The organism is Dehalococcoidales bacterium (genome assembly GCA_041652735.1).
GTDB lineage: Bacteria > Chloroflexota > Dehalococcoidia > Dehalococcoidales > RBG-16-60-22 > RBG-13-51-18.
In genome coordinates this window covers 37,880-59,307 of sequence record JBAZGT010000003.1, presented here as the reverse complement: position 1 = coordinate 59,307, position 21,428 = coordinate 37,880, and the positions used below count along the sequence as shown (strand labels likewise).

Sequence of the window (21,428 nt, the reverse complement as noted above, 5' to 3'; positions counted from 1 at the left end):
GGATTCTTTACAACATCAGCCTTTTCCGCTAAAATTAGATGGCCTTAAGCGGGAGTAATTCAGTGGTAGAATGTCTGCTTCCCAAGCAGGAAGTCGCGGGTTCGAATCCCGTCTCCCGCTCCATCAGCAGAAAGTCGTCCCGATGAAATCGGGATCTCCCGCTCCAAAGACTGCTACAAGAGCCGTCCCGTCAGCAATCCTTTCCCCCCAATCAACCGGCGGTCATTTCTTTTCCGGTTTCTTTTTAGGTTCCGGCCGCCAGGGCAGCAGCTCCCCCTTGACGCCTTTCTTGACGTACTCCCCGCCCAGGGTGATGTTTATCAGCATGATGGGCTGGGTTATCCGTTTGTAGTTCATGGGGCAGTGCAGCAGCCCCGCCGGAATGTGGACGATGGTGGACTCCGTAATGGTGTGCTTCTCTTTCTCGTCGCCCAGCCATATCTCCACCTCGGCATCGAAGACCCGCACATCTTCCGGCGTGCCCAGGAAACAGAGAAACTGGTCATAATCATGGCGGTGGGGCACCTCGAACTGGAAGGGCGGGCCGTGGAAAAAGGAGTACCTTATGCCCACGTTGCCCGTGCCGCCCCCGGTCAGGCCGTCATAGACCATGCGCTGCGCCAGCGGGGGGAAATCCCCTTTCAGGGTGGGGGCTTTGATAACGTATTGGCTGTATTTTCCTTCAGACACCGGCGGGAACCTCCTGTGCGTTCTTTTTATATAATGTATAGTACCAAGCGGACTGTTACCGCGTATTATACCGCTTATCCCCGCCGCCGGAAAGGAAGTTCCATATTTGGTATTGAGAAAAGTTGGGAGTAGTTTTTTGTATTATGCTATAATAGTCCCGTGCGTAAAGACAGCGGCCGCGCCGCTAAAGAGGACAATATCGCGGAGAGGGACGGGCAGGCCTCCGGTTCCATCGCCCGCGCCGTGAGCGTGCTGGACTGCATCAGCCAGGACTCCCACTCGCTGACGGACATCGCCGCGCAGTGCAAGCTGGGCAAGTCCACCGTGCACCGGGTGCTCAAGCTGCTGGAGCAGTCCGGACTGGTTATCCAGGATGCGATGAACCGCCGCTACTACCTGGGGCCGCTGATTACCAGGCTGGCCGCCAACCCGGTAACCACCCATGAATTTCTTATCATGTGCGCCAACCGGGAGATGAAGCATCTCTCCGCGCTGTCCGAGGAAACGGTAGCCCTGGATATCCTGATAGGCACGCAGCATTTTTCCCTGTACGAGATACCCAGCCGGCACGACCTCCGGGTAATCCAGGCCAGCCGGCTCTCCGGCACTTTGCAGACGGGCGCTTCCACCCGGGTGCTGCTCTCCCTCCTGAACGACCGGCAGCTCAAGGCGGCGCTGGCCGGCGGTCCCAGCCGCGGCGCGGAACGGGTTACCTCCGGCAAAGAGCAGCTGCTGGCGCAGATAAAGGAAATCCGGCGGGAGGGCTACGCGGTAAGTTACGGGGAGAGGATAAGCGGGGCGATGTGCGTGTCCGCGCCGCTGAAAAACTACAGCCTGCCGGTGGCGGTGAGCGTGGTGGGGCCGGAAAGCCGCTTGCGGCCCAAGGAAACCGAGGTTATCACCGCGGTAAAAGCCAGCGCCGCCAAGATATCGGATAACATCGCGCGGGTATTCGGCAAGGAAAAGAGTTAGGTTTTTAGTACGCTCACCCCGTTGATACTGAGTCACCACGAAGTGAGCTTTTAGAGGGGCAAGGCCTCATGGTTCGACCCTCCTACGCTGAAGCTATGAAGGGCAGGCAGGCTCACCATGAGCGGTATATTTATCCCGTCTTTGACTCCCCTGCCCCCCATTAATTACTAAAAATTAATCCCTTTTATCCCGCGGCCCGGTTGGGCATGCCGCCGCCGACGCGGATGCTGTCCCCGGTAATGTAGGACGACTCTTCCGAGGCCAGGAAAAGCGCCGCCGAGGCGATATCATCAACCGTTCCCTCACGGCCCAGGGGTATGCCTTCCGCCATCTTGCTCATGAAACCGTCCAGGTCTTTAATCATGGGCGGGGCGAAATCACGCGTCATGTCCGTGCGTATCATGCCGGGCAGAATGGCGTTGCAGGTGATGTTGAACTTGGCCACCTCCAGCGCAAAGCAGTCGGACAGGTGCTTGGCGGCGGCTTTGGCGGCGGCGTAGTGAATGGACATCGGGCTGGGGGAAATGCCCGCCAGCGAGGCGATATTGATAATCTTGCCGTACTTGTTGGCTTTCATGTGCGGGGCGATGGCCTGGAGGCAGAGGAAAATGCCCTTCATGTTGACGGCGACTACCTTATCATATTCTTCTTCGGAAATATCGCCGATAAGCTTGGGGGGCTTGCCGATGCCGGCGCAGTTGGCCATGATGTCTATTTTCTTGAACTTGGCGACGGCCTTAGCCACCATGTCCTTCACCTGGGCGCTGCTGGTGACATCACAGCGGACGTAAATAGCGTCTTTCCCGGCCTTCTTGATATCCGCCACCGTCTTTTCGCCGTCCTGGTCCAGCAGGTCGACGATGACCGAGGAGCAGCCCTCTTTAGCGAAGCGCAGCGCGATAGCCCGGCCCATGCCGCGGGCACCGCCGGTGATAATGGCAACCCTGTCTTTAAGCAACATTGGTGTTCCCTCCTAATCTATTTTGTGCCTCTCCCTTCACAGAAGAGGAAAGTAATCCTCCACCAGTATTGTCATTCCAGCGAAGGCTGGAATCCATATATGAACCCTAAAATATACCAGGTATTTTCAGTGGATTCTGGCCTCCGCCAGAATGACATGACAGCCTACTTTTTCTCATCCCTGGCGGTAATATAGTTGGACGACTCCGACGCCGCATTGGGGTCGAAGGTCTTCTTTATCTTCCTTAATAATAAGTGGTAGTTATGCGCCTCCGGGCCGTACATATCGTGCAGGGCATCGCTCCAGACATGGTGCGGTACCCCGAAGCGCCCCTCGATAGCCGTCTTGTTGGCCTCGCGGGAAAGCATCCCCTGCACCTTGTTGATGTGGTCGGGGCCGGCGGGATTATAGCGTATCAGGATTTCACCGTGGCCGGTATGGCCGTGCTCGATGGACTGGATGAAGGGGTGGGTGAAATCGTCCATGATAAGGCCCTGGTCGATAAGCTGCTGCTTGAGGTTGGAGGTGTGCAGGATGTAGCGGGTCATCAGCGGGAACACATCGGAGCCGCCCACCGTGCCGCCGCCCCAGCCGGTAGCGCGGGAGGTCTCGCGGATGGAGCCGGTGATGCGGATGAAGCGCCAGGCAAAGCCGGCACCCATGACCGGGTCTTCCACGTCTTTCAGAGACATGGCGCCGGTCTCCTGCATAATCTGCTCCAGGGCGCCCTTCTTGTAAGCGAAGTCCCGCGCGGAGTTGCCGACGATAATAATAAGGAAGCCCACGCCCTGCACCTGCGCGGCGAACTGCTTGAGGTAGTCCAAATCTTCCTGGTTGTCCGTGGCGATGTTGGAAGCCATCATGGCGGCGTTGAAGCCCATTAAAGTGTAGCCGATTTCCGCCTCCCCGATGCGCCGCACCGCCTCGAAGGTGTCCTCGATATCCTTAAAAGACAGGTAGCGTATCATTACGGTGGGAGGCATTTCCGGGTGGCTGTACTGGGGGCAAACGCCGTCCACCTTCCAGGCCGGCGGGCCGGCCCAGTGGTATATCTTGACCGCGCCGGCGGTATAAACGCCAAGACCGGCCAGCGGCGTGGAGTTGCCGCGGATAACGCCGCGCAAAGAAGGCCCGGGGCCGTCCCCGCTGAACCACTCCCCTAAAGAGCCTAAAGACCCCAGCTTGACGATATCCCCTTCCCCGGTGACCCATTCCACCGCCAGGAGGTTTCTTTCCGTGTAGCTGCCGCTCTGGCTCATGTGCCCCAGCCCCACGTGGGAGGCCAGCGGCATGATGGAGCAGTTGGCGCCGGCGCCGCACTGGTTGCAGGTGAGTCCTTTTTTCATCAGCTCCGCCTGCAATTGCGCGCCGATGACGTAAGGCTCCACGGCGGCGTACATGCTCTTTTCATTGATTTCCAGGATGCGGTTCATGCGGCGCAGGTCTATTTTGATGCAGTTGGGGGCAACGGGGTCGCAGTAGAGCCAGCCGGTGCTGGATGCCTTATACTGCACCTTGTGCTTGTTGCACAGCCGGACGATGGCCTGCACCTCCGCCGTGCTGGCGGGAAGGGCGACGGCCTCGAAGCGGGGCAAATACCCCACCTTCTCCGGCATCGTCTTCTTGCGGATGGGGAAGGAGTACGACTCGTTGATAACGGGGTCGTCGGAAACGTTTTCCGGCCCCAGGATGTCCTCTAACGCTTTATAAAAATCCTTGGGTAAAGACATCTTTTTTACCTCCTCGGCGGTGTTTATTAGTTAACAGTTATTAGTTTACAGTTTTCAGTTATTAGTTACCCCACCCCACCTCATGGATTCCGGCCTCCGCCGGAATGACAACAATAGTATGTTTTTACAGCGCTTTTTCCAGCAGCTCTATAACGTCATAGACTTTCAGGCTGCTGCCTTTTTCCTTGATAGCCCCGGTAAAGTTGCTGACGCACCAGGGGCAGGTGGTAACGATAGCCGCCGCCCCGGTGGACTCCGCCTCTTTAATTCTTTCCACGGCCGTCCAGAGGGAAAAGTCCGGGTTGGAGACGCTGACGCCGCCGCCGGCGCCGCAGCACCAGGTGTACTCTTTAATACGCGTCATTTCCACCAGCTTGAGGCCGGGGATGCTCTTTAGCACATCGCGCGGCGGCTCGTAAACGCCGTAGGTGCCCCGCCGCCATTCCTTGCGCGGCTCGAAGATGCGGATATGGCCGGGAATCTCCTTGCCTTGCCAGTGAACGAACGGCTCTCCCAGCCGCCCCAGGTGGCAGGGGTCGTGGTAGGTTACGGTTATGTCAACCTTCTTCTTGGGCTTGAGCTTGCCTTCTTTTATCAGCCGGTCGAGGTATTCGGTAATATGCAGGACTTCCAGCTTGCCCTTGAGGTTGAATTTATCATAGAGCACTTTAAAGGCGTGGTAGCCGTCCGCGCAGCCGGTGACCAGAGTCCTGGCGCCGGACTTTTTAATCATGACCATGTTCTTTTTGGCCTGGGCAAGGAAGTCGTCCCGGTAGCCCGTCTGGTAGGCGCGCCCGCCGCAGCAGGTCTCGCTCTCTCCCGCCACCCCGAAGTTCACGCCGGCTTTCTGCAAAAGCTTGGCCGTGGTCCTGGCCAGGTGCCACATATCTTTATTGAAGCTGGTCTGGCAGCCCACGTGAAAGATAACGTCCACTTTCTCTTTGGTGCAGTCCTTGAGTCCCAGCCCCTCCGCCCAGTCCCCGCGCTTTGTTTTGGCGCCGGGGACCATCGTCCCCTGCTTGCGCAGGCTGTTGATAACCTTGTCCAGGGCAGGGTTGGTATGGCCTTCCGCCACCGCCTTGATGCGGGTCTCGTAAATAGGTTCCATGACCTCCATGTCCATGGCGTACTTGCAGGAGACATCGCAGGCGCCGCACATCTGGCAGTTGTACATCACGTCCATGAACTTGGGGGAGAAATCCAGCCTTTTTTCCAGAAGCGCCACGCCGTTGACCATGCGCCCGCCCCCGGAATAGGTATGGAAGTTATAGCGGGAAATGCTGGGGCAGACGTTAATCGGCGCGTAGCCCGTCACCTTTTCAAAGGGCATGAACTTGCAGGCGGAACAGCGGCGGCACGTTTCCATCTCGTTTCTTAAATCTTCAAGCGCCATATTAGGACCTCCTTAGTCGGTGAGTTTTCAGTCTAAAGTAGACAGTTTACAGTTTGGGGAAAAGGGGACGGGGACTGTTTACTATTTACTGTCTGCTTCCTTAAAAACACAGCTTGCCCGGGTTCATGATATTATCGGGGTCGAGTATAGCTTTTACTTTCTTGAGGGCGGCCACGGTGGCGGCATCGCGGTTCATGATGGCGCCGGTGGCGTCGCCGTAGGGGCGGGAGAAGAAAGCGCCTTTATCCATCAGCCGGCGCACCGCGCTCACCGTAAGCTGCTGCACCTTTGCCGCTTCCGCGGGGTTGCCGAGGGGATAGAACAGGTTGAACTCCACGTGGAAGTTAACCCCCTGCACCGCCGGCTGGATATAAACGCCCATGTCCGGGGTGGGGTAGCCGGCCTCCGCCGCCAGGTCATGCATGGCGGCCACCAACCCGCTCACTTTATCGAAGGCGGTGATGAAGAAAATGTCCTGGCAGCCCCAGCCGCCCGGCGTTTTCCAGTAGGGTTCCGGGGAGGGGGCCTGTACCAGTTTGAGCAAATCAAAGGCGGAGGCGGCCCCGAGCGACTGCACCGGTTCCAGCCCCAGGCGCTGGGATAAATCTTTAATGTCCGCCACCTGCCATTTTATCCGGTCTTCCGTGAGATAATCATAGGCGGCTACATTATAGAAGAGAATCCACGGCGGCAGGCTGCTCTTGACCTGCGGGTATTCATGGGACGATTTCTTGGGTAAAAGGGTGGCGAGGTCGGTGCTGTTCAGGATAAAGCACTCGTTAACCAGACGCAGCCGAATCAGCCAGTGCACCATTTCCATGATTTTAGCCAAATCGCTGGAGCCGGCGAGGAACGGCTCCTCTTTTTTAGGGAGGATTTCACAGCGGGCGGACGCCCAGGTGACGATGCCCATGGTGCCCTGCGCGCCCTGGATAACGCGGTACCAGGAAGCGGAAGAAGGACCGGCCGCCTCTTTCTGCGCGCCGCCCACCTTCCACTGCTCCTCCAGCGTGCCCGGCCCGGCGGAAGCGCCGGTGCGGAATAAAGCGCCGCTGCCCAGGATAATCTCCACATCGCAAAGCGGGTCGGCGATGTCCCAGTGATAGTCCGGCATGACCACCGGCTCCCGCTCCAGCATGCTGCCCACCACGGACTTGGTGCTCCGGGGGAGGAGGGGCATATTGAGGCGGAGGCCTTCTTTAGCCACCGCCGGAATCAGCTCGCCGTAGGTCACGCCCGGCTCGAACAACGCCACGCGGTTATAGCGGTCCACGCGGATGATTTTCTTCATATTGGAAAGGTCGACGATAACCGCGCCGCCGGCGGAGGGGACGGTATCGCCGCGGAAGTGGGGGACGCCGGAGCTTACCGGCACCAGCGGCACCTTCTTTTCCCGGGCGAGATTCACCAGTTTTTCCACATCGTCGGCGTTGCGCGGCTTAACCACGTAGTCCGGCTGCACATGATGGACGAAGCTCATGTCCCCGGCGTATTGCGCCAGCGTGGCTGCATCGCTGCCGACATTACCGGCACCGACTATTCCGCTCAGTTCTTTTTTGGCAATCATTTTACCCTCCCTTCACGGCGATGGACGCGTGGCAATATACATTAAACAAAATGGGCCCGGCCAACCAGGCTGCGGTTCGTACGTTCCGTATATCTGAATTTGTGCTGGCCGTAAAATATTTCTCATTATAGCACAACGTGTCAAACAACGATAAAATAGTTCCGCGCCCTTCAAATCTTCCGAAATGAGCGGGGAAATTTAAAAATACAACCTGCCGGCGCAAGGCTTTATTGACACCATGTGCTATAATATTTACGAACAAAAAGGAACTCCGGTTCCTACAGGCTGAACATTCCGCGGACGCCCACCGGGAGGAAAAGCGCCTTCCGTGAACGAATATTTGTACGGAGATGACTGATATGGTAATGTCAGGCCAGAAAACCGGGCCGGCAAAAATCCAGCCGGCCACCGGTTCCATCGCCCATGCCGCGGCTATCCTTGTATGCCTGAGCAAGGATATCCACAACGTGAGCGATATCGCCAGGGAGTGCAACTTCAGCAAGTCCACGGTGCACCGGGTGCTCAAATTGCTGGAGCAGTCGCAGCTCGTCGTGCAGGACACGATTAACCGCCAGTATTACCTCAGCCTGCTGGTCAGCCGGTTCGCGGTCAACGCCATCAGCACCCACAAGCGACTTATTCTCTACTCCGACGCCGAGATGCGCCGGCTGTCTTCCGCCTCCGGGGAAACGGTATCCCTGGATATCCTGAGCGGGATGCAGCTGCTTTCCCTCCACGATATACCCAGCCAGCATGACCTGCGGGTGACGCGGGAAAGCTACCGGCTGGAGCAGTTTTCCGCCGGCCTTTTTTCCGGGGCTTCCGTCAAGGTGCTCATGGCCCAGCTGGACGCCAGCCGACTCAACATGCTGCTGGATATCATCAAAATCACTACGCCGAACGGGCCCGCCGTCACGGATAGAAACCTGCTGCTGGCCCAGCTGCGGGATATCCTCGTCAAAGGCTACGCCGTTAGCCGCGGAGAGCGCATCCAGGGGACACTGTGCATCGCCGCGCCCATTTCCAACTACATTCTACCGGTAGGTTTGAGCGTGGTGGGACCGGAACCGCGTATGCAGCCCAGGGTCAAAGAGATAATTATCGAGCTGAAAGCCAGCGCGGCGCGCATTACCCGCAATATAGAGGGGAAATTCGGGCAAAGGGGGTAGGAACATGGACCTGGGACTGCAAGGCAAAGTGGCAATGGTGACCGGGGCCGGTAGCCAGACCGGCTTCGGCAAGGGCATCGCCCTGGCGCTGGCCGGAGAAGGCTGTAATGTTGTCATCGTGGATAAAGACCTGGAGGGCGCGCAAAAGACCGCCGCGTCTATCGAAGCGCTGGGGCGGGAAGCCCTGGCCCTGATAGCGGACGTCACCAGCAGCGCGGAGGTCGGCGCCGCGGTAAAGCAGACCGTTGGCAGATTCGGCGGAATAGACATTCTGGTGAACAACGCCGGGGCCGCCACCCCGCCCAGGCCTTTCGCGGAAAAGACGGAGGCGGAGTGGGAGCCGGATATCAACCTCAACCTCAAAGCGGTGTTCATCTGCACCAAAGCGGTGCTGCCGCAGATGATAGAGCGCCAGCACGGTAAAATTATCAACATTTCTTCCGGCGTGGGCACGATGGGGCTGGCCAACTCCAGCATTTACAGCGCGGCCAAGGCCGGCGTGATGGCTTTCACCAAGTCCCTGGCCAAGGAAGTGATAGGCAAAGGCATCAACGTCAACAGCATCAGTCCCGGCATCGGGGACACGGGGTTTTTACGCTCCAGCCAGGTACTGAAAACGGCGGAGACCCCGCCGGAGTTCGCCAGGCACGTGAGCATGGATATACCCGCCGGCAGGATGACCACGCCGCAGGACATCGGCAGCATGGCGGCTTTCCTGGCATCGGACGTCTCCAGCGATATCGTCGGCCAGGTTATAGACGTGGACGGCGGCAAGATTATAAAATTTTAGGAGGCATTAGATGGAACTGGGCTTAAAAGGCAAGATAGCACTGGTGACCGGGGCCGGCAGCCAGATAGGCTTCGGCAAAGCGATAGCTTTACAGCTGGCCAAAGAAGGTTGCGATGTCGCCATCGCCGACCTCGACCTCGAAGGCGCCAAAGCCACGGCTGCCGCGGTGGAGAAGCTCGGGCGCAAGTCCATAGCGCTGAAAGCGGACGTCACCAGCGTGCCGGAATGGGCGGACATGGTGAACAAGATAATGGAAAAATTCGGGCGGATAGACATCCTGGTCAATAACGCCGGCGGCTGTACACCCCCCAAGCCCTTCCTCCAGATGACGGACAAGGACTGGGCTTTCGATATCAACGTCAACCTGACCAGCACCCGCAACGGCACCATGACCGTCCTGCCGCTGATGATAAAACAGAAGAGCGGCAAAATCGTCAACATCACGTCCGGCGCGGGCATTCACGGCGGCATGTTCACCGCCGGCTACGCCGCCGCCAAGGCGGGCATCATCGGCTTCAGCCTGGGAGTAGCTAAAGAAGCCGCCCCGGAGGGCATTAATATCAACCTGGTCTCGCCCGGCGTGGCCAATACCGGCTTCGCCAAGAACGCGCCCCCCGGCCTCATCGAGAACTTCCCCAAGACCCTGCCCATCAAGCGGCTCACCACCCCGCAGGACATCGCCAACGCGGTGACCTTCCTGGTCTCGGACGCGGCCAGCGATATCGTGGGGCAGGTGCTGGTGGTATCGGGCGGCGTGACGCCTTAAACTAAAAATAATACGTAAATACTGCCGTTCCGGCGCGGGCTTCAGACCGGGGGCCAGAGCTTATATTTTCCCGGCCCCCGGGGTCAGTTTTGCGCCGGAATGACCTGTCTAGAGGCAAAAAATGTTACGGGACTTTTATACCGCGCTGAACGTAGTCAAGATAGTCCTGGCGGTGGACCTGGCCTGTACTGAAAGCGACTTCGATAAAGAGGGCGTCTTCATCTACCAGGCCAAAGAGCTGCCGGGGCGGCGGAAGTTCCCTTTCCGGGAAAAGACGCTGATAGCGGCCACCATGGGGCGGAGCGTTATCGTTAGCTGCTGCGCGGAACGCCAGCGCTGGGCCAGGATAAATTTGAGCGGCCTTGCCCGCGACGATATTTATACGGCGTACATCATCGGCCGCATGGATAGTTATGTCAAGCGCGACGGGCAGTGCATGGCCGGTCCGGACCTGAAATACATCTGCACGCCGGATATTTTCCACCCCTGCGCCCCGGTAAAAGAAGTTAAGATAAGCCTGAACGAAGGTGAAACCCCAGCGGACCTTTACCAGGGCAGCCGCTTCACCAACGCGCTGGGGTTCGCGCCCAATCCGCTACGGCCGAGGGTAGTCACCGCCGTGGCCCGTCTTAACGGCGAAATTGCCGGGGTGGCCGCCGCCTGCGCGGACTGCGACATCATGTGGCAGATAGGCGTGGACACCCTGCCGGAGTACCGCCGGCGCGGCATCGGCAAAGCGCTGGTCGGCGCCGTGACGCAACATATCCTCGATAAGGGAAAGCTGCCCTACTACTCCACGTCCATAGCCAATATCGCCTCCCGGGGCACCGCCGCCGCGCTCGGCTACAAACCGGCCTGGGTGGAGCTGTACGCCCGGGAAATGCCGCCGAGCGTCGGCGCTTGACACATTTATAGTCGCGTGATATCATCTTTCTGTAATTCTGCGCTCACAAGGAGGCATTCATGTTGAAACAAGTGCTTGCAGCCATCCATAGCGCTGTCATGTTCCGGTAGGAATCCGGCCCCCCTTTTTTTCTGGTTTTAACTGGCCGTTCCTCCGGGAACGGCTTTGGCTTTTTATACCCTCCCCCCGCCACCCCTTAAAGCAGGCCCGTTTATCCGCCGCGGACGTGACAGCTCCGCGGTTTTTTTGTTTTCCCCACTAAATAACGGATAGTCGAGGGCTTGTTATATGCGCGGTAAATACCATAAGAACCAACGCACGGCCAAATACCAAAACAATGAGCTGGCGCTTTTGTCTTTAGCGGTGCGCCCGGTCGCCCAGCCGCCTTTTCCCCTGGAGGGACTGTACCCGGAAAAATAACCTGGTCTTAAAGAAAGGAGAATCTATATGAATAAATTAACCAAAGAAAGAATGAAAGAACTGCTCAAAAACGATAGGTTTCCGCGGTCGGCCAAATACGATCCGGAATGGGTTTTGAAGGGGTGGATGGGGCCCAACGTCCTCTGGCTGACGGAATGGCTCTGTGAAAAAATGGATTTAAAGCCCGGCATGCGCGTGCTGGACATGGGCTGCGGCAAGGCGCTCAGCTCCGTTTTCCTGGCTAAAGAATACGGGGTGAAGGTGTGGGCTAACGACCTCTGGATTCCCGCCGCGGAAAACTGGGGGCGCATTAAGGAGGCCGGACTGGAAAATGAAATCTGCCCGATTCACGCCGAGGCGCACGATTTGCCGTATGCTGAGGAGTTTTTCGATGCCATCATCAGCCTGGACTCCTACCAGTACTATGGCACGGACGACCTGTACCTCCCCAATTTCCTGAAATTCCTGAGGCCGGGCGGGCAAATAGGGGTAGTGGTGGCGGGGCTGGCTAAAGACTTTAACGGGCCGGTGCCGGAGCACCTGGCGCGCCCGCGCGCTAACGGCAAGCCTCTCTGGGTGGACGAGTGCTGGTGCTTCCATACCGCCGCCTGGTGGCAAAGTCACTGGGATAAATTGAGCGTGGTTAAAGACGTAGCGGCGGACGCGATGCCGGACGGCTGGAAAGACTGGCTGCAATATGAGAAAGCCTGCGATGAGGCGGGAACGCTTATGTTCCCCTCCGAGGAGCCGGTGCTCCGGGAAGACGCGGGCAGATATCTTGCCCTCATCAGGTTAGCAGGACGTAAAAAGGAGTAAATAAATTTGGCTGAAGAAAATGAGATAAACCTTGAAGAACTGGGCTGGGACGACTATTTTGCCGGTGAATTCCAGTCCGTAAAAATACTGGGCGCCGTGCCCGGGAGGGTAGTTACCGTGGAGAAGGACTCCTGCCAGGCGCTTACCGCGTCCGGTGAACTGGCGGCGCAGCTGTCAGGCAGAATGCGTTACCTGGCGGACGGCGGAGATGAATATCCGGCGGTCGGGGACTGGCTGGCCCTCCGTCCCCTGCCCGGCGAGCTAAAGGCTGTCATCCGGGCGATATTACCCCGGAAAACCAGTTTTTCCCGGCAGATTACCGGCGGTCGGGATAGGATAGCCGGCGGCAAGACGCTCGAGCAGGTGGTTGCCGCCAACGTGGACACGGTTTTCCTCGTCAGCGGACTGGACGGCGGCAGGAACCTGAATTTGCGAAGAATCGAGCGCTACCTGGCCATCGCCCGCGTCAGCGGGGCGTTCCCGGTTATCGTTTTAAACAAGGCTGACCTCTGCGCCGATATCGAAGCCCGAATCAGGCAGGTAAAAACGATAGCGCCCGGGATTCCCGTCCACGCTGTAAGCGCTATTGAACAGACGGGTATGGACGCTTTAAGAATGTACCTGACGAGGGGAAACACGGCAGCGTTACTGGGGTCGTCCGGCGTGGGAAAATCAGCTATCGTTAATGCCTTGCTCGGGGAAGAGCGGCTGGCCACCGCCGAGATTCGCAAGAGCGATATGGAGGGAAGGCATACCACCACCCGCCGCGAGCTTATCCTGCTGCCGGGAGGCGGGGCGGTTATCGATACGCCGGGCATGCGCGAGATACAGGTCTGGGGAGATGAAGAAAGCCTCGATAACGCCTTTGAGGATATTTCCCGCATCGCCGCGGGCTGCCGCTTTGCCGATTGCCGGCATAATGCCGAGCCGGGCTGTGCCGTCCGCGCGGCCATCCAGCGCGGTGAGCTGGACGCCAGACATTTCATGAACTACCAGAAGCTCCAGCGGGAAGTCCGGCACCTCAATATGCGCCAGGCGGGACATGCCGTCCTGGAAGAAAAATTGAGATGGAAAAAAATATCGCAGTTGCAAAAACGCATCAGGAGAGATGACTAAAGCCGCACGGGGAAAGGGCGGCGGCGCTAAAAAACGGGCCGCCGCCTTTTTCATTTAGCCGGATAGTATTTGCATTGCCGCCTGTTATCTGGTAATCTCTTAACAATTAAATTTAATTCTGCATAAAACTTTCGCTTATTGCGCATAAATCCGATGTTGAAACGGCGGAAACAGGCAATGCTGAAAGGAATTAAAGCGGTATTAGCCGGGCTGCTGCCGGCGGCCGTTATTCTCACGGTCTCCCTGTCCGGCTGCGCCGTCAGCCCCGCCGCCTACAGCGGCGATAAGAAAGTAAACCCCTTTTATACCGACCGCGTCGCCACTGTGCGCATCATCATGCCGGAAAGCAGCTGGGAGTCTTTAAAGGCGACGGCTTACAACAAAGACTACTATAAAGCGGACTTCTGGTTCGATGACGAGCTGGTGCCGGACGTGGCCGTCAGGACCAAGGGCAACGCCTCCCTCAACCAGACGGTGGCCTGGGACAGCGACCGCTTTCCGCTGGCGGTGGACTTTAACCTCTTCAACAGCGAGCTCACCTTCCACGGCCTGAAAAAGGTGCATTTCAATAACGGCTGGAGCGACCCCACCCTCATCCGGGACGTTATCTCTTATGAAATTTTCGCCGGGATGGGCGTGCCTTCGCCCCGCGCCTCGATAGTCGACCTTTACCTGAACGACCACCACCTGGGCGTCTATACGATGGTGGAAGCGGTGGACGCCGCTTTCCTCTCCCGCTACTTCACCGGTACCGCCGGCAATCTTTACAAGCCGGAGGTGGCGGCGGCGCGGCTGGACTGGACGGAGAAAAACGCCTACAAGAGCTTTTTCGGCTACGGCGCGTTCCAAGCGCCGGCGGAGGAAGAAGAGCCGGTGCTGGAGCGGAACTGGGGCGGGGGGCGCCTCGGCGATATTTTAAAAGCCCTGGGCGACGAGGACACGGCGGCAGACTACCGGACGGATAATGAGACGCCGGCGGCGGCGTTTTCCTCCATGACGGCGCGCAACTTTATCGAAGCCGCCGGTCTCAAGACCAACCAGGACCACCCGGACTACACCGGCCTGTTCAAGCTGCTGGACGTGCTCAACAATGAGCCGGACGAGACCTTCCCGCAGGAAATAGAAAAGGTGCTGGACGTGGACGAGGCGCTGCGGTTCCTGGCGGTTTCCGCCGGCATCGTGCACCTGGACAACTATATCGGCATCGGGCACAACATGTATTTGTATGAGGTCGATGGTAAATTTTCCCTCATTCCCTGGGACCTGAACATGACCTTCGGCACCTACAGCGCCGGCATCCGCAAGGACGGTATCATCAACTGGTACATCGACGAGCCCACCTCCGGCCCGATGCAGCGCTTCCCCCTGGTGGACCGACTGCTGTCCTGCCCGCCCTACCTGGAAAAGTATCACGAATATTTGCAGCAATTGCTGGACACCTCTTTCTCCCTGGACACCGTCCTGCCGCGCATCGACCGGCTTTATGATATGCTGCGCCCTTACGTTAAAACGGACGCCGCCATGTTTTATTCGTACGATGACTGGGAGCGCTGCAAGACCGAAGACTTAAGGCCGCCGGATATCTTTGAAGGCTGGCAGGCGGGCGGCGCTTCCCCCGCTCTGCCCTATATCCTGAGCTCCAAAGAATATGCCGCCCTGTACGATAAATTCAGGGTAAGAAGCCTGTACGAGCTTTTAAGCCGCACCTTCCTCCCCGGCGAGCTGGATACGCTCAAGGAATGCCTGGAGGAAGACCATTACCATGTTTTCCTGCAAAACCTGTACGGGCCGCTGGAAGCCCCGCAGCCCCCCGGCCAGTCCGGCTTCGGGCCCAACTCGCTGGGTTTAAAGACCGTCATCGCCGCCCGGTGGGAATCCGTGCGGCAGCAGCTCGCCGGCGAAAGACCGGCCCGGAACGCCGCCCTCCCCGGCAGCGGCAACGGCGCCAGCATGTGGATTGCGGATATGTTTATGCCCTGGTAACGAATGCCGCCGGAGGAAACCGAAATAAAAATCGCCAGTATACTGAATAAAATAACGGGCCAGCCGCCGGCCACGCCGGCGCAGCGGTTCGAGCGGAAATACGCGGTGCCGCCGGCCGATAGCGGGCTGGCTTTAGCCCTGATACGGCAGGTATGCCGCCCGGATAAAGAGTATCCCCGCGACCTCGTTCACAGCCTTTACTTCGATACCCCGGACCTCGACCAGTACCGGCGGTCGGAGTCCGGCGAGTTCCGCAAGGACAAGGTGCGCATCCGCTGGTACAACGAAAGCCCCGGCGGAACGGGAGAAGTACCGGTTTACCTGGAGCTTAAGTCCCGGCAGGGCTTCGCCAGCAGCAAGCAGCGCTGCAAATTCACGGTTTCAGCGGCATTGCTGCGGCCGGAAAACCTGCGTCGCGGCATACTGGAGAAGACCCGGCTGCTGCAAACGCTGGCCGGCTTCGGGTGCTTCCCGGAGCAGCCTTTGCAGCCGGTTATCCTGATATCCTACCTGCGCTGCCGTTTCAACGAAATGCAGACCGGCGAGCGGGTGTCCTTCGACCGGGATATACGCGCCGCCATCGTTAACCCGGAGCTGGGGCGGGGGGAAAAAGCCATCCGCCTGCCCAACGCCGTCATCGAGGTGAAGGGGCCTTCTTTAGCGCTGCCCCCCACCCTGCGCCGCCTGAAAATCCTGGACGTTGACTGGAGCCGGTTTTCCAAGTACGGCAATTGCCTGGATATCTTTTTCGCCGACCCAGGCAGCGTGGCGCGTCTCTGGCCGCCGGGCAAGCTGGTCCTGCCATAAAAGTAAAGGAGGGTCTTTCATGTTCAGCGAAATCTGGGACTATATCAAGGGGCTGGAATCCCCGATGGGCCTCCCCCAGATAGTCGTCGGCCTGGGTTTTTCCCTGGTAGCGTCTATCGTGGTGTACCTGATGTATCAGTGGTTCTACGGTTCGCGGCACATCGGGGCGGGGGTGCACCGCACCTTTATCGTCGGCGGGCCGGCCGTTACCGCGCTATTCCTGGGCATCCAGGTATCCATACCGCTTTCGCTGGGGCTGCTGGGCGCCCTGTCCTTCGTGCGTTTCCGCACGCCGGTAAAAGACCCGGCGGAGATAGGCTTCCTGCTTTTGCTTATCGCCTCGTCCATCGGTGCCGCCACCAACAACTTCCTGGCTACCGGCATCCTCTTCCTGCTGGTATTTATCGCTTTGCTGGTGCACTGGCTGACCCGCAACCGCGTTTCCCTGTTCGGGCGGGGGCAGCTCATGATATCCGTCGACCAGGTCTCCTATGCCGACCTCGAAGCCAGTCTGTCCGCTTTCCTTAAAGAGCGCCTGCCCGCCCCCAGACTGATGACCATGTCCGTGATGGAGGACCGCGTGAGCCTGAACTACCAGTACCGCCGCCGCACGGATTTCAACTGGTCCGCCTTCACCAGCGACCTTACCAGGCTGGCCGGGGCGGCTAAAGTGGAGGTGTTCATCGGGTGAGTTTACAGTTTACAGTTTTAAGTTGACAGTCAGGGGGAAGGGGGGACTATTCACTGTAAACTGTCTACTGTATACTGAAAAATAGATGGGCATTATTGAAGATATCCTTCAGCACAGCCGCAAGGAACACATCAAGCTGACCGGCGGGAAAGGAAAAGGGTAAAGCCCCGCATGGACAGGCTGAAGCGCTTGAGATGGGTGGTGCTCCTGCCGGTGGCGGTGGTGCTTATCGGCACCTTCGGCTTCATGGCGATAGAAAAGCTGTCTTTCCTGAACGCCTTATATTTCACCATCACCACCATCACCACCGTGGGCTACGGGGACATTACCCCGACGACCACCGCCGGAAAAGTATTCGATATCATCATCACCCTCTTCGGCATCAGCACGGTGCTGACCATCCTGACCAATATTTTGCAGTGGATTATCCAGCGCCAGCAGCGCGGCATGCACGGCCACCGGCGCAATATGCTCATCGGCGTTTTCTTTACCGAGGCGGGCAACCGGCTGCTCCATATTTTCGCCGGTTTTGACCCCGGCATATCCGGCGTCCGCCAGGACTTCCTGGTGACGGCGCAGTGGACGGGCGCGGAGTTCCAGCACCTCAAAAAACGGCTCAGGGAATACGCCCACGCCATCGACCCCACACGGCTCGACCTCCCTGCCCTGCACAGCTACCTTTCCGGCATCGGCGAACTGCTGGTGCGGCAGCTGGAAAACCCGGACATCGTGGCCAACGAGACCTACGCCGAGCTTCTATGGGCTATCGTCCACCTGCGGGACGAGCTGGCGGCGCGGCCTTCCCTCACTGATTTACCGGAGGCGGATATCGCCCACCTCGCCAATGACGTCAAGCGGGCTTACGCCCTGCTTACCCTGGAATGGACGGACTACATGCAGTACCTGAAAAGCCGCTATCCTTTCCTCTTTTCCCTCGCCCTGCGCACCAATCCCTTCGTGGATAATCCATCTCCCATCATCAATAAATAAAAAGAGAGGGGCTTACGCCCCCCTCCTGTTTTTCCCCGGGTAAACGGGTTTTATTACTTCTTTTCTTTGCCCTGCAAATAGTCTATCATCGGCCCGGTCACCAGCGGCACCACGTCCCCTATCATGTGGGGCATCAGGCTGTTCATGACCCCGGGCATCAGCTCCGGCATCTGCTCCTTCATGTAGTCCGGCATGGGTATGGCGTCCGCCACCCGCTTGAGCATGGTGGGCATAACCTTGGGCATCATCATGGGGAGGAGGCGGGGGAAAAGGATGGGGAACATGGGTTTCATGAGATTCAGCGCGCCGGGGATTTTACCCATGAAGCGCATCATCGGCCCCATACCGAAGGGCATGGCGTCAACCAGCTCCGGCCACATGGTGCCCATCAGTTTGGCGAATCCTTCCGGCGTCATTAAAGCAATCATCGCCTCGAAGACCGCCCACTGGCGCTGCACCTCCGGGTTGGGGTCGGGGAACTTATAGCCCAGCGCCGCCGCCGCGAACCGTGCGATGTCTATGGTCTCTATCGGCAGTTTTTTCTTTTCCGCCGTCACGCGGAACTGGAACTGGCAGCAGGGGCAGAGCGCCAGCAGCTTGTCCGCCCCGGTAGCCATAGCCTCGTCCATGCGTGATTTGCCGATTATCGCCGCCACCGGCGGGTCCTTAATCAGGGTCAGCACGCTGCCGCAGCAATGCGCTTTTTCCCGGTTGTTTTCCATTTCCACCAGCTTCACGCCGGGGATGGCTTTAATCATCTCCCGAGGGGCGTCATACACGCCGGAAACGCGGGCGATGTGGCAGGAATCGTGGATGGTGACGGTGGTGTCCTTTATTTTATAGGGGAATTTGAACGCCCCGGAGGCTATCTTTTCCGCCACCAGCTCGCTGTAGTGTTTAGCGGTGATGTCGTATTCGATGCCCAGCTTCTGCGCCCAGCGGGGATATACCTGCCGCCACATCATGTCACAGGCGGGGCAGGAGGAAACTACGGTATCCACGCCGGCGTCTTTCATGTTCTTGATATTCTGCCGCATCACCTCTTCAAAGACGTCCCACTTGCCGCAGACCAGCATGGGCGTGCCGCAGCAGTTGTCTTTCTTGCCCAGGTAGGTAAAGTCCACGCCGGCGGCGTCCAGCAGCCGGACGGAAGCCATGGCGATGTCCGTCTCCACGTGGGAGGCGGTGCACCCTGCGAAGTAGGCCACTTTAGCCTTATGCTCCGGCCCGTGTTTCGCTTTCAGGTCCTCCGGGAACCAGGCGTCCCGGTCCCGGCGGTAGGCCGCCCAGATATCCCCCTCCTTGCGCAGAGAGGCCGCCATCATCTCGAAGGGCGGGATGGTCATTTTCTTTTCGTCGGTAATCAGTATGCCGCGCAGCTTCATCCAGGAAGGCTCGATAGGCAGGGAGGCGGAACAGCGCAGGTTGCACAGCTCGCAGGTGGTGCAGGCGAGTATCGTGTCCACCATGAACTGGTCCCACTTTTCCCGTCCTTCCATGTATTCGCGCAGCCAGTACCACTTGCCGCGGGGGCTCTGGCTTTCCCAGCCCCGCCCGTAAAACTGGTCGCATTCGTCCACGCAGTAGCCGCACTGGGAGCAGCCGTAGGCGTACCAGGCCACGTCCGCCGGGATATCCCGCACCGGGTTGCCGGGGCGTTCCCCCAGGCGGGTGGTGACGCTGTTGCCCAGGGGGCGGATCAGCGGCTCGAAGGCGGACGCGAGGGTAATCAGAATACCCATTATCCCGCCTTTCATCACCTTGCCGGGGTTGAGAATGCGGGAGGGGTCGATTTTTTTCTTATAGGCCTTGAGCTCGGCCAGTCTTTCTTTACCTAAAATCTTGGCCGCCTGGCCGGTGAAATAAAGCCCGGTGGCGTAAGGCCGCCCCCCGTACTTAATGGCGATTTTGGTGATGGTCAGCGTCAGCCCGAAGACGAAGCTGTAGCTCAGCTTGCGCTGGTCGCTGGGGATAAAGCCCAGGATGACCACCTCCGGTTTGCCGCCCCGCCCCTCCTTGATGATAATCCCCTCTTTCACCACCGGCTGGCCGACCTTTTTACTGATTTCCGCCATTACCTTGCCCAGGCTGGACAGGGGAATGACTACCTCCGCCGGCACCAGGCTCGGCCCGAGGCGTTTGACCAGCATTATCTTGAATCGGTTTTCCCACTCGTGTTTGGCGATTTCATCGGGGAGAAGCCCCCCTTTACATCCTTTCATTATTTCCGCCAGCGGCGTCAGCACGGCGTCCCGGTCTTTTTTACGGAAAGCCAGGGTAATGATATAGGCGCTGGGCAAGAGCACCCGCTCTTCCGCCGGGTGCCCCAGATGCTCGCGCAAAGGCACTTCGTTCTTGAGCTGCGCCATGCGCGGGTTGATGAACAGTATCGACCATACGGGAATATTTTTATCTATCAGCGACTGCACGATGTGCTGGATGCCGTCCGCCTCCGGGCAACCCACGGCGATGACCTCCAGCTCCGATAATGGCTGCACTTTCACCGTGACTTCGCTGATGAGCCCGGTGGTGCCCTCGGCCTCGGAAAGCAGGCCCAGCTCTTTACCCTTAAATTCTTTTACGCTGCCGTCCGGCATGACCGCCCGGGCGCTGACCACGTTCTGGCGGAACCACCCCGCCTCGTACGACCCTATCCCCGCGCCCCCCTGCGCCAGCCAGCCGCCCACGGTAGCGGAGGGGTAGCTGGAGGGGTAAAGGCGGAGGGTCAGCCCCTGCTTGTTCAGCTCTTTATCCAGTCTTTCCCAGACCACGCCCGCTTCCACGGTGGCCGTATTGGCGGCGGCATCAATGTTCTTGATGTGCTTCAGGTAATGGAAGTCCACCACCACGCCCTTTTTTACCGGCAGGACGCCGCCGTAGCCGGAGGTGGCTTTGCCGCGGGGGGTCAGCGGCACTTTATTGGCCGCCGCCCAGCGCATCAGGTCCGCCAGCTGCGCCTCGTTCTGCGGCTGTACCACCGCGTCCGGAATGGTATCGCCGAGAAATGGTTTGACTAAACCCGGCATGGCGGCGATGTCATGTCCGTACAGCTTCCTCTCCGTGTGGCGGAAATTCACCCGCTCCCCGAAGCTCTTTTCCAGGTAAGCCTGCTGCTGGTTATTTAACATTGATTTGTTCCCCCTTTTACCGCTATGGGTAACTCAAAGCCGCTGTTTGCGTTACCGGTTATCAGTTTTGAGCTAATATTTCTCTTCATCTCTTATCGTTAAAGGACTTTTTCCGCCATTTTTTTCTGGCGGGCTATCTGCTCCATCAGCACCTCGTGGACGATGTCGCAGGCATCCAAGATGCGGGGGTTGGTGAGGCTGTAAAAGATATTGACCCCCTCCCGCCGCGCCTGCACCACGCCGCGGTGCCGCAGGATAGCCAGGTGGCGGGATACTACCGCCTGGGCCGCTTTTACCGTAGCTACCAGTTCTCCCACCGCCTTTTCCCCGCCCCGCAACTCGTTGATGATAATCAGCCTCTTGGGATCGGCAAAGGTCTTGCAGAGCTCAGATTTCAGTTTGAACAGGTCTGTATCGTATTTATCCGGCATATCTAACCTCCAATATATAATTATATACGTATATCCATATATAGGCAAGGGGGCGGCGGTTATACAGTTAGCGGTTATCGGTCGGGGGAAACTGGTATCTGTGC

Annotated in this window: 19 protein-coding genes and 1 tRNA gene; 13 read left to right on the top strand and 7 right to left on the bottom strand. The window is 58.5% G+C overall.

Translation table 11 applies throughout. The annotated features are described in order from the left end of the window. Window positions 1-48 precede the first annotated feature (48 nt). Window positions 49-123 (top strand) — tRNA-Gly (locus WC370_01805). 99 nt (window positions 124-222) lie between these two features. Here WC370_01805 and WC370_01800 read toward each other — a convergent pair. Next, window positions 223-690, bottom strand: a complete 468-nt coding sequence (locus WC370_01800; GenBank protein ID MFA5308204.1) for a hypothetical protein — start codon at window positions 688-690, stop codon at window positions 223-225. Window positions 691-849: 159 nt separating this feature from the next. Here WC370_01800 and WC370_01795 point away from each other — a divergent pair, with 159 nt between their 5' ends. After that, complete coding sequence (locus WC370_01795) at window positions 850-1,662, top strand: IclR family transcriptional regulator (protein MFA5308203.1); 813 nt, start codon at window positions 850-852, stop codon at window positions 1,660-1,662. 184 nt (window positions 1,663-1,846) lie between these two features. On the opposite strand, the gene WC370_01790 is transcribed toward WC370_01795, so the two are convergent. The 4 genes from WC370_01790 to WC370_01775 all read right to left on the bottom strand — a co-directional run bounded on the left by WC370_01790 (window position 1,847) and on the right by WC370_01775 (window position 7,313). Next, the gene (locus WC370_01790; GenBank protein ID MFA5308202.1) at window positions 1,847-2,623 is read right to left on the bottom strand and encodes an SDR family oxidoreductase; all 777 of its coding nucleotides are present in this window, start codon (window positions 2,621-2,623) and stop codon (window positions 1,847-1,849) included. 164 nt (window positions 2,624-2,787) lie between these two features. Next, window positions 2,788-4,353: an FAD-binding oxidoreductase gene (locus WC370_01785; GenBank protein MFA5308201.1), complete on the bottom strand. Its 1,566-nt coding sequence runs from the start codon at window positions 4,351-4,353 to the stop codon at window positions 2,788-2,790. A gap of 124 nt (window positions 4,354-4,477) precedes the next feature. Further along, a complete protein-coding gene (locus WC370_01780; protein MFA5308200.1) occupies window positions 4,478-5,746 on the bottom strand; it encodes a (Fe-S)-binding protein in 1,269 nt (422 codons plus the stop codon). A gap of 100 nt (window positions 5,747-5,846) precedes the next feature. Further along, entirely contained in the window at window positions 5,847-7,313 is a 1,467-nt protein-coding gene (locus WC370_01775; protein MFA5308199.1) for an FAD-binding oxidoreductase, read from the bottom strand. A 365-nt stretch (window positions 7,314-7,678) separates the two neighbouring features. Between WC370_01775 and WC370_01770 the strand changes: the two genes are divergently transcribed. From WC370_01770 to WC370_01720, 11 genes are all read left to right on the top strand, one after another. Continuing rightward, entirely contained in the window at window positions 7,679-8,482 is an 804-nt protein-coding gene (locus WC370_01770; GenBank protein ID MFA5308198.1) for an IclR family transcriptional regulator C-terminal domain-containing protein, read from the top strand. 4 nt (window positions 8,483-8,486) lie between these two features. Beyond that, a complete protein-coding gene (locus WC370_01765) occupies window positions 8,487-9,272 on the top strand; it encodes an SDR family NAD(P)-dependent oxidoreductase (GenBank protein ID MFA5308197.1) in 786 nt (261 codons plus the stop codon). Window positions 9,273-9,282: 10 nt separating this feature from the next. Beyond that, window positions 9,283-10,038, top strand: a complete 756-nt coding sequence (locus tag WC370_01760; protein ID MFA5308196.1) for an SDR family NAD(P)-dependent oxidoreductase — start codon at window positions 9,283-9,285, stop codon at window positions 10,036-10,038. A gap of 121 nt (window positions 10,039-10,159) precedes the next feature. Next, window positions 10,160-10,942 carry a GNAT family N-acetyltransferase gene (locus WC370_01755; GenBank protein ID MFA5308195.1) on the top strand — a complete coding sequence of 261 codons (783 nt, stop codon included), beginning with the start codon at window positions 10,160-10,162 and terminating at the stop codon, window positions 10,940-10,942. Window positions 10,943-11,230: 288 nt separating this feature from the next. Continuing rightward, window positions 11,231-11,362, top strand: a complete 132-nt coding sequence (locus tag WC370_01750; GenBank protein MFA5308194.1) for a hypothetical protein — start codon at window positions 11,231-11,233, stop codon at window positions 11,360-11,362. 27 nt (window positions 11,363-11,389) lie between these two features. Further along, window positions 11,390-12,178, top strand: coding sequence for a methyltransferase domain-containing protein (locus tag WC370_01745; protein ID MFA5308193.1), 789 nt, complete (start codon window positions 11,390-11,392; stop codon window positions 12,176-12,178). Between the two features lie 6 nt (window positions 12,179-12,184). Beyond that, the gene (rsgA, locus tag WC370_01740) at window positions 12,185-13,294 is read left to right on the top strand and encodes a ribosome small subunit-dependent GTPase A (protein ID MFA5308192.1); all 1,110 of its coding nucleotides are present in this window, start codon (window positions 12,185-12,187) and stop codon (window positions 13,292-13,294) included. 177 nt (window positions 13,295-13,471) lie between these two features. Then, entirely contained in the window at window positions 13,472-15,277 is a 1,806-nt protein-coding gene (locus tag WC370_01735) for a CotH kinase family protein (GenBank protein ID MFA5308191.1), read from the top strand. Window positions 15,278-15,280: 3 nt separating this feature from the next. Continuing rightward, a complete protein-coding gene (locus tag WC370_01730) occupies window positions 15,281-16,084 on the top strand; it encodes a polyphosphate polymerase domain-containing protein (protein MFA5308190.1) in 804 nt (267 codons plus the stop codon). A gap of 19 nt (window positions 16,085-16,103) precedes the next feature. Beyond that, window positions 16,104-16,775 (top strand): DUF4956 domain-containing protein, encoded by a 672-nt coding sequence (locus tag WC370_01725; GenBank protein MFA5308189.1) that lies wholly within the window; start codon window positions 16,104-16,106, stop codon window positions 16,773-16,775. A gap of 171 nt (window positions 16,776-16,946) precedes the next feature. Beyond that, window positions 16,947-17,765 (top strand): potassium channel family protein, encoded by an 819-nt coding sequence (locus tag WC370_01720; protein ID MFA5308188.1) that lies wholly within the window; start codon window positions 16,947-16,949, stop codon window positions 17,763-17,765. A gap of 53 nt (window positions 17,766-17,818) precedes the next feature. On the opposite strand, the gene WC370_01715 is transcribed toward WC370_01720, so the two are convergent. Then, window positions 17,819-20,893, bottom strand: a complete 3,075-nt coding sequence (locus WC370_01715) for an FAD-binding and (Fe-S)-binding domain-containing protein (protein MFA5308187.1) — start codon at window positions 20,891-20,893, stop codon at window positions 17,819-17,821. Window positions 20,894-20,991: 98 nt separating this feature from the next. Then, window positions 20,992-21,324 (bottom strand): metalloregulator ArsR/SmtB family transcription factor, encoded by a 333-nt coding sequence (locus WC370_01710; GenBank protein ID MFA5308186.1) that lies wholly within the window; start codon window positions 21,322-21,324, stop codon window positions 20,992-20,994. Window positions 21,325-21,428 lie beyond the last annotated feature (104 nt).

What these genes read in the sequence shown, in the direction of transcription:
- WC370_01730 (MFA5308190.1), top strand. Translation starts at nt 15,281, where the DNA reads ATGCCGCCGGAGGAAACCGAAATAAAAATCGCCAGTATACTGAATAAA.
- WC370_01775 (MFA5308199.1), bottom strand. Translation starts at nt 7,313, where the DNA reads ATGATTGCCAAAAAAGAACTGAGCGGAATAGTCGGTGCCGGTAATGTC.
- WC370_01750 (MFA5308194.1), top strand. Translation starts at nt 11,231, where the DNA reads ATGCGCGGTAAATACCATAAGAACCAACGCACGGCCAAATACCAAAAC.
- WC370_01720 (MFA5308188.1), top strand. Translation starts at nt 16,947, where the DNA reads ATGGACAGGCTGAAGCGCTTGAGATGGGTGGTGCTCCTGCCGGTGGCG.
- WC370_01770 (MFA5308198.1), top strand. Translation starts at nt 7,679, where the DNA reads ATGTCAGGCCAGAAAACCGGGCCGGCAAAAATCCAGCCGGCCACCGGT.
- WC370_01780 (MFA5308200.1), bottom strand. Translation starts at nt 5,746, where the DNA reads ATGGCGCTTGAAGATTTAAGAAACGAGATGGAAACGTGCCGCCGCTGT.
- WC370_01710 (MFA5308186.1), bottom strand. Translation starts at nt 21,324, where the DNA reads ATGCCGGATAAATACGATACAGACCTGTTCAAACTGAAATCTGAGCTC.
- WC370_01725 (MFA5308189.1), top strand. Translation starts at nt 16,104, where the DNA reads ATGTTCAGCGAAATCTGGGACTATATCAAGGGGCTGGAATCCCCGATG.
- WC370_01745 (MFA5308193.1), top strand. Translation starts at nt 11,390, where the DNA reads ATGAATAAATTAACCAAAGAAAGAATGAAAGAACTGCTCAAAAACGAT.
- WC370_01765 (MFA5308197.1), top strand. Translation starts at nt 8,487, where the DNA reads ATGGACCTGGGACTGCAAGGCAAAGTGGCAATGGTGACCGGGGCCGGT.
- WC370_01735 (MFA5308191.1), top strand. Translation starts at nt 13,472, where the DNA reads ATGCTGAAAGGAATTAAAGCGGTATTAGCCGGGCTGCTGCCGGCGGCC.
- WC370_01760 (MFA5308196.1), top strand. Translation starts at nt 9,283, where the DNA reads ATGGAACTGGGCTTAAAAGGCAAGATAGCACTGGTGACCGGGGCCGGC.
- WC370_01755 (MFA5308195.1), top strand. Translation starts at nt 10,160, where the DNA reads ATGTTACGGGACTTTTATACCGCGCTGAACGTAGTCAAGATAGTCCTG.
- WC370_01785 (MFA5308201.1), bottom strand. Translation starts at nt 4,353, where the DNA reads ATGTCTTTACCCAAGGATTTTTATAAAGCGTTAGAGGACATCCTGGGG.
- WC370_01715 (MFA5308187.1), bottom strand. Translation starts at nt 20,893, where the DNA reads ATGTTAAATAACCAGCAGCAGGCTTACCTGGAAAAGAGCTTCGGGGAG.
- WC370_01790 (MFA5308202.1), bottom strand. Translation starts at nt 2,623, where the DNA reads ATGTTGCTTAAAGACAGGGTTGCCATTATCACCGGCGGTGCCCGCGGC.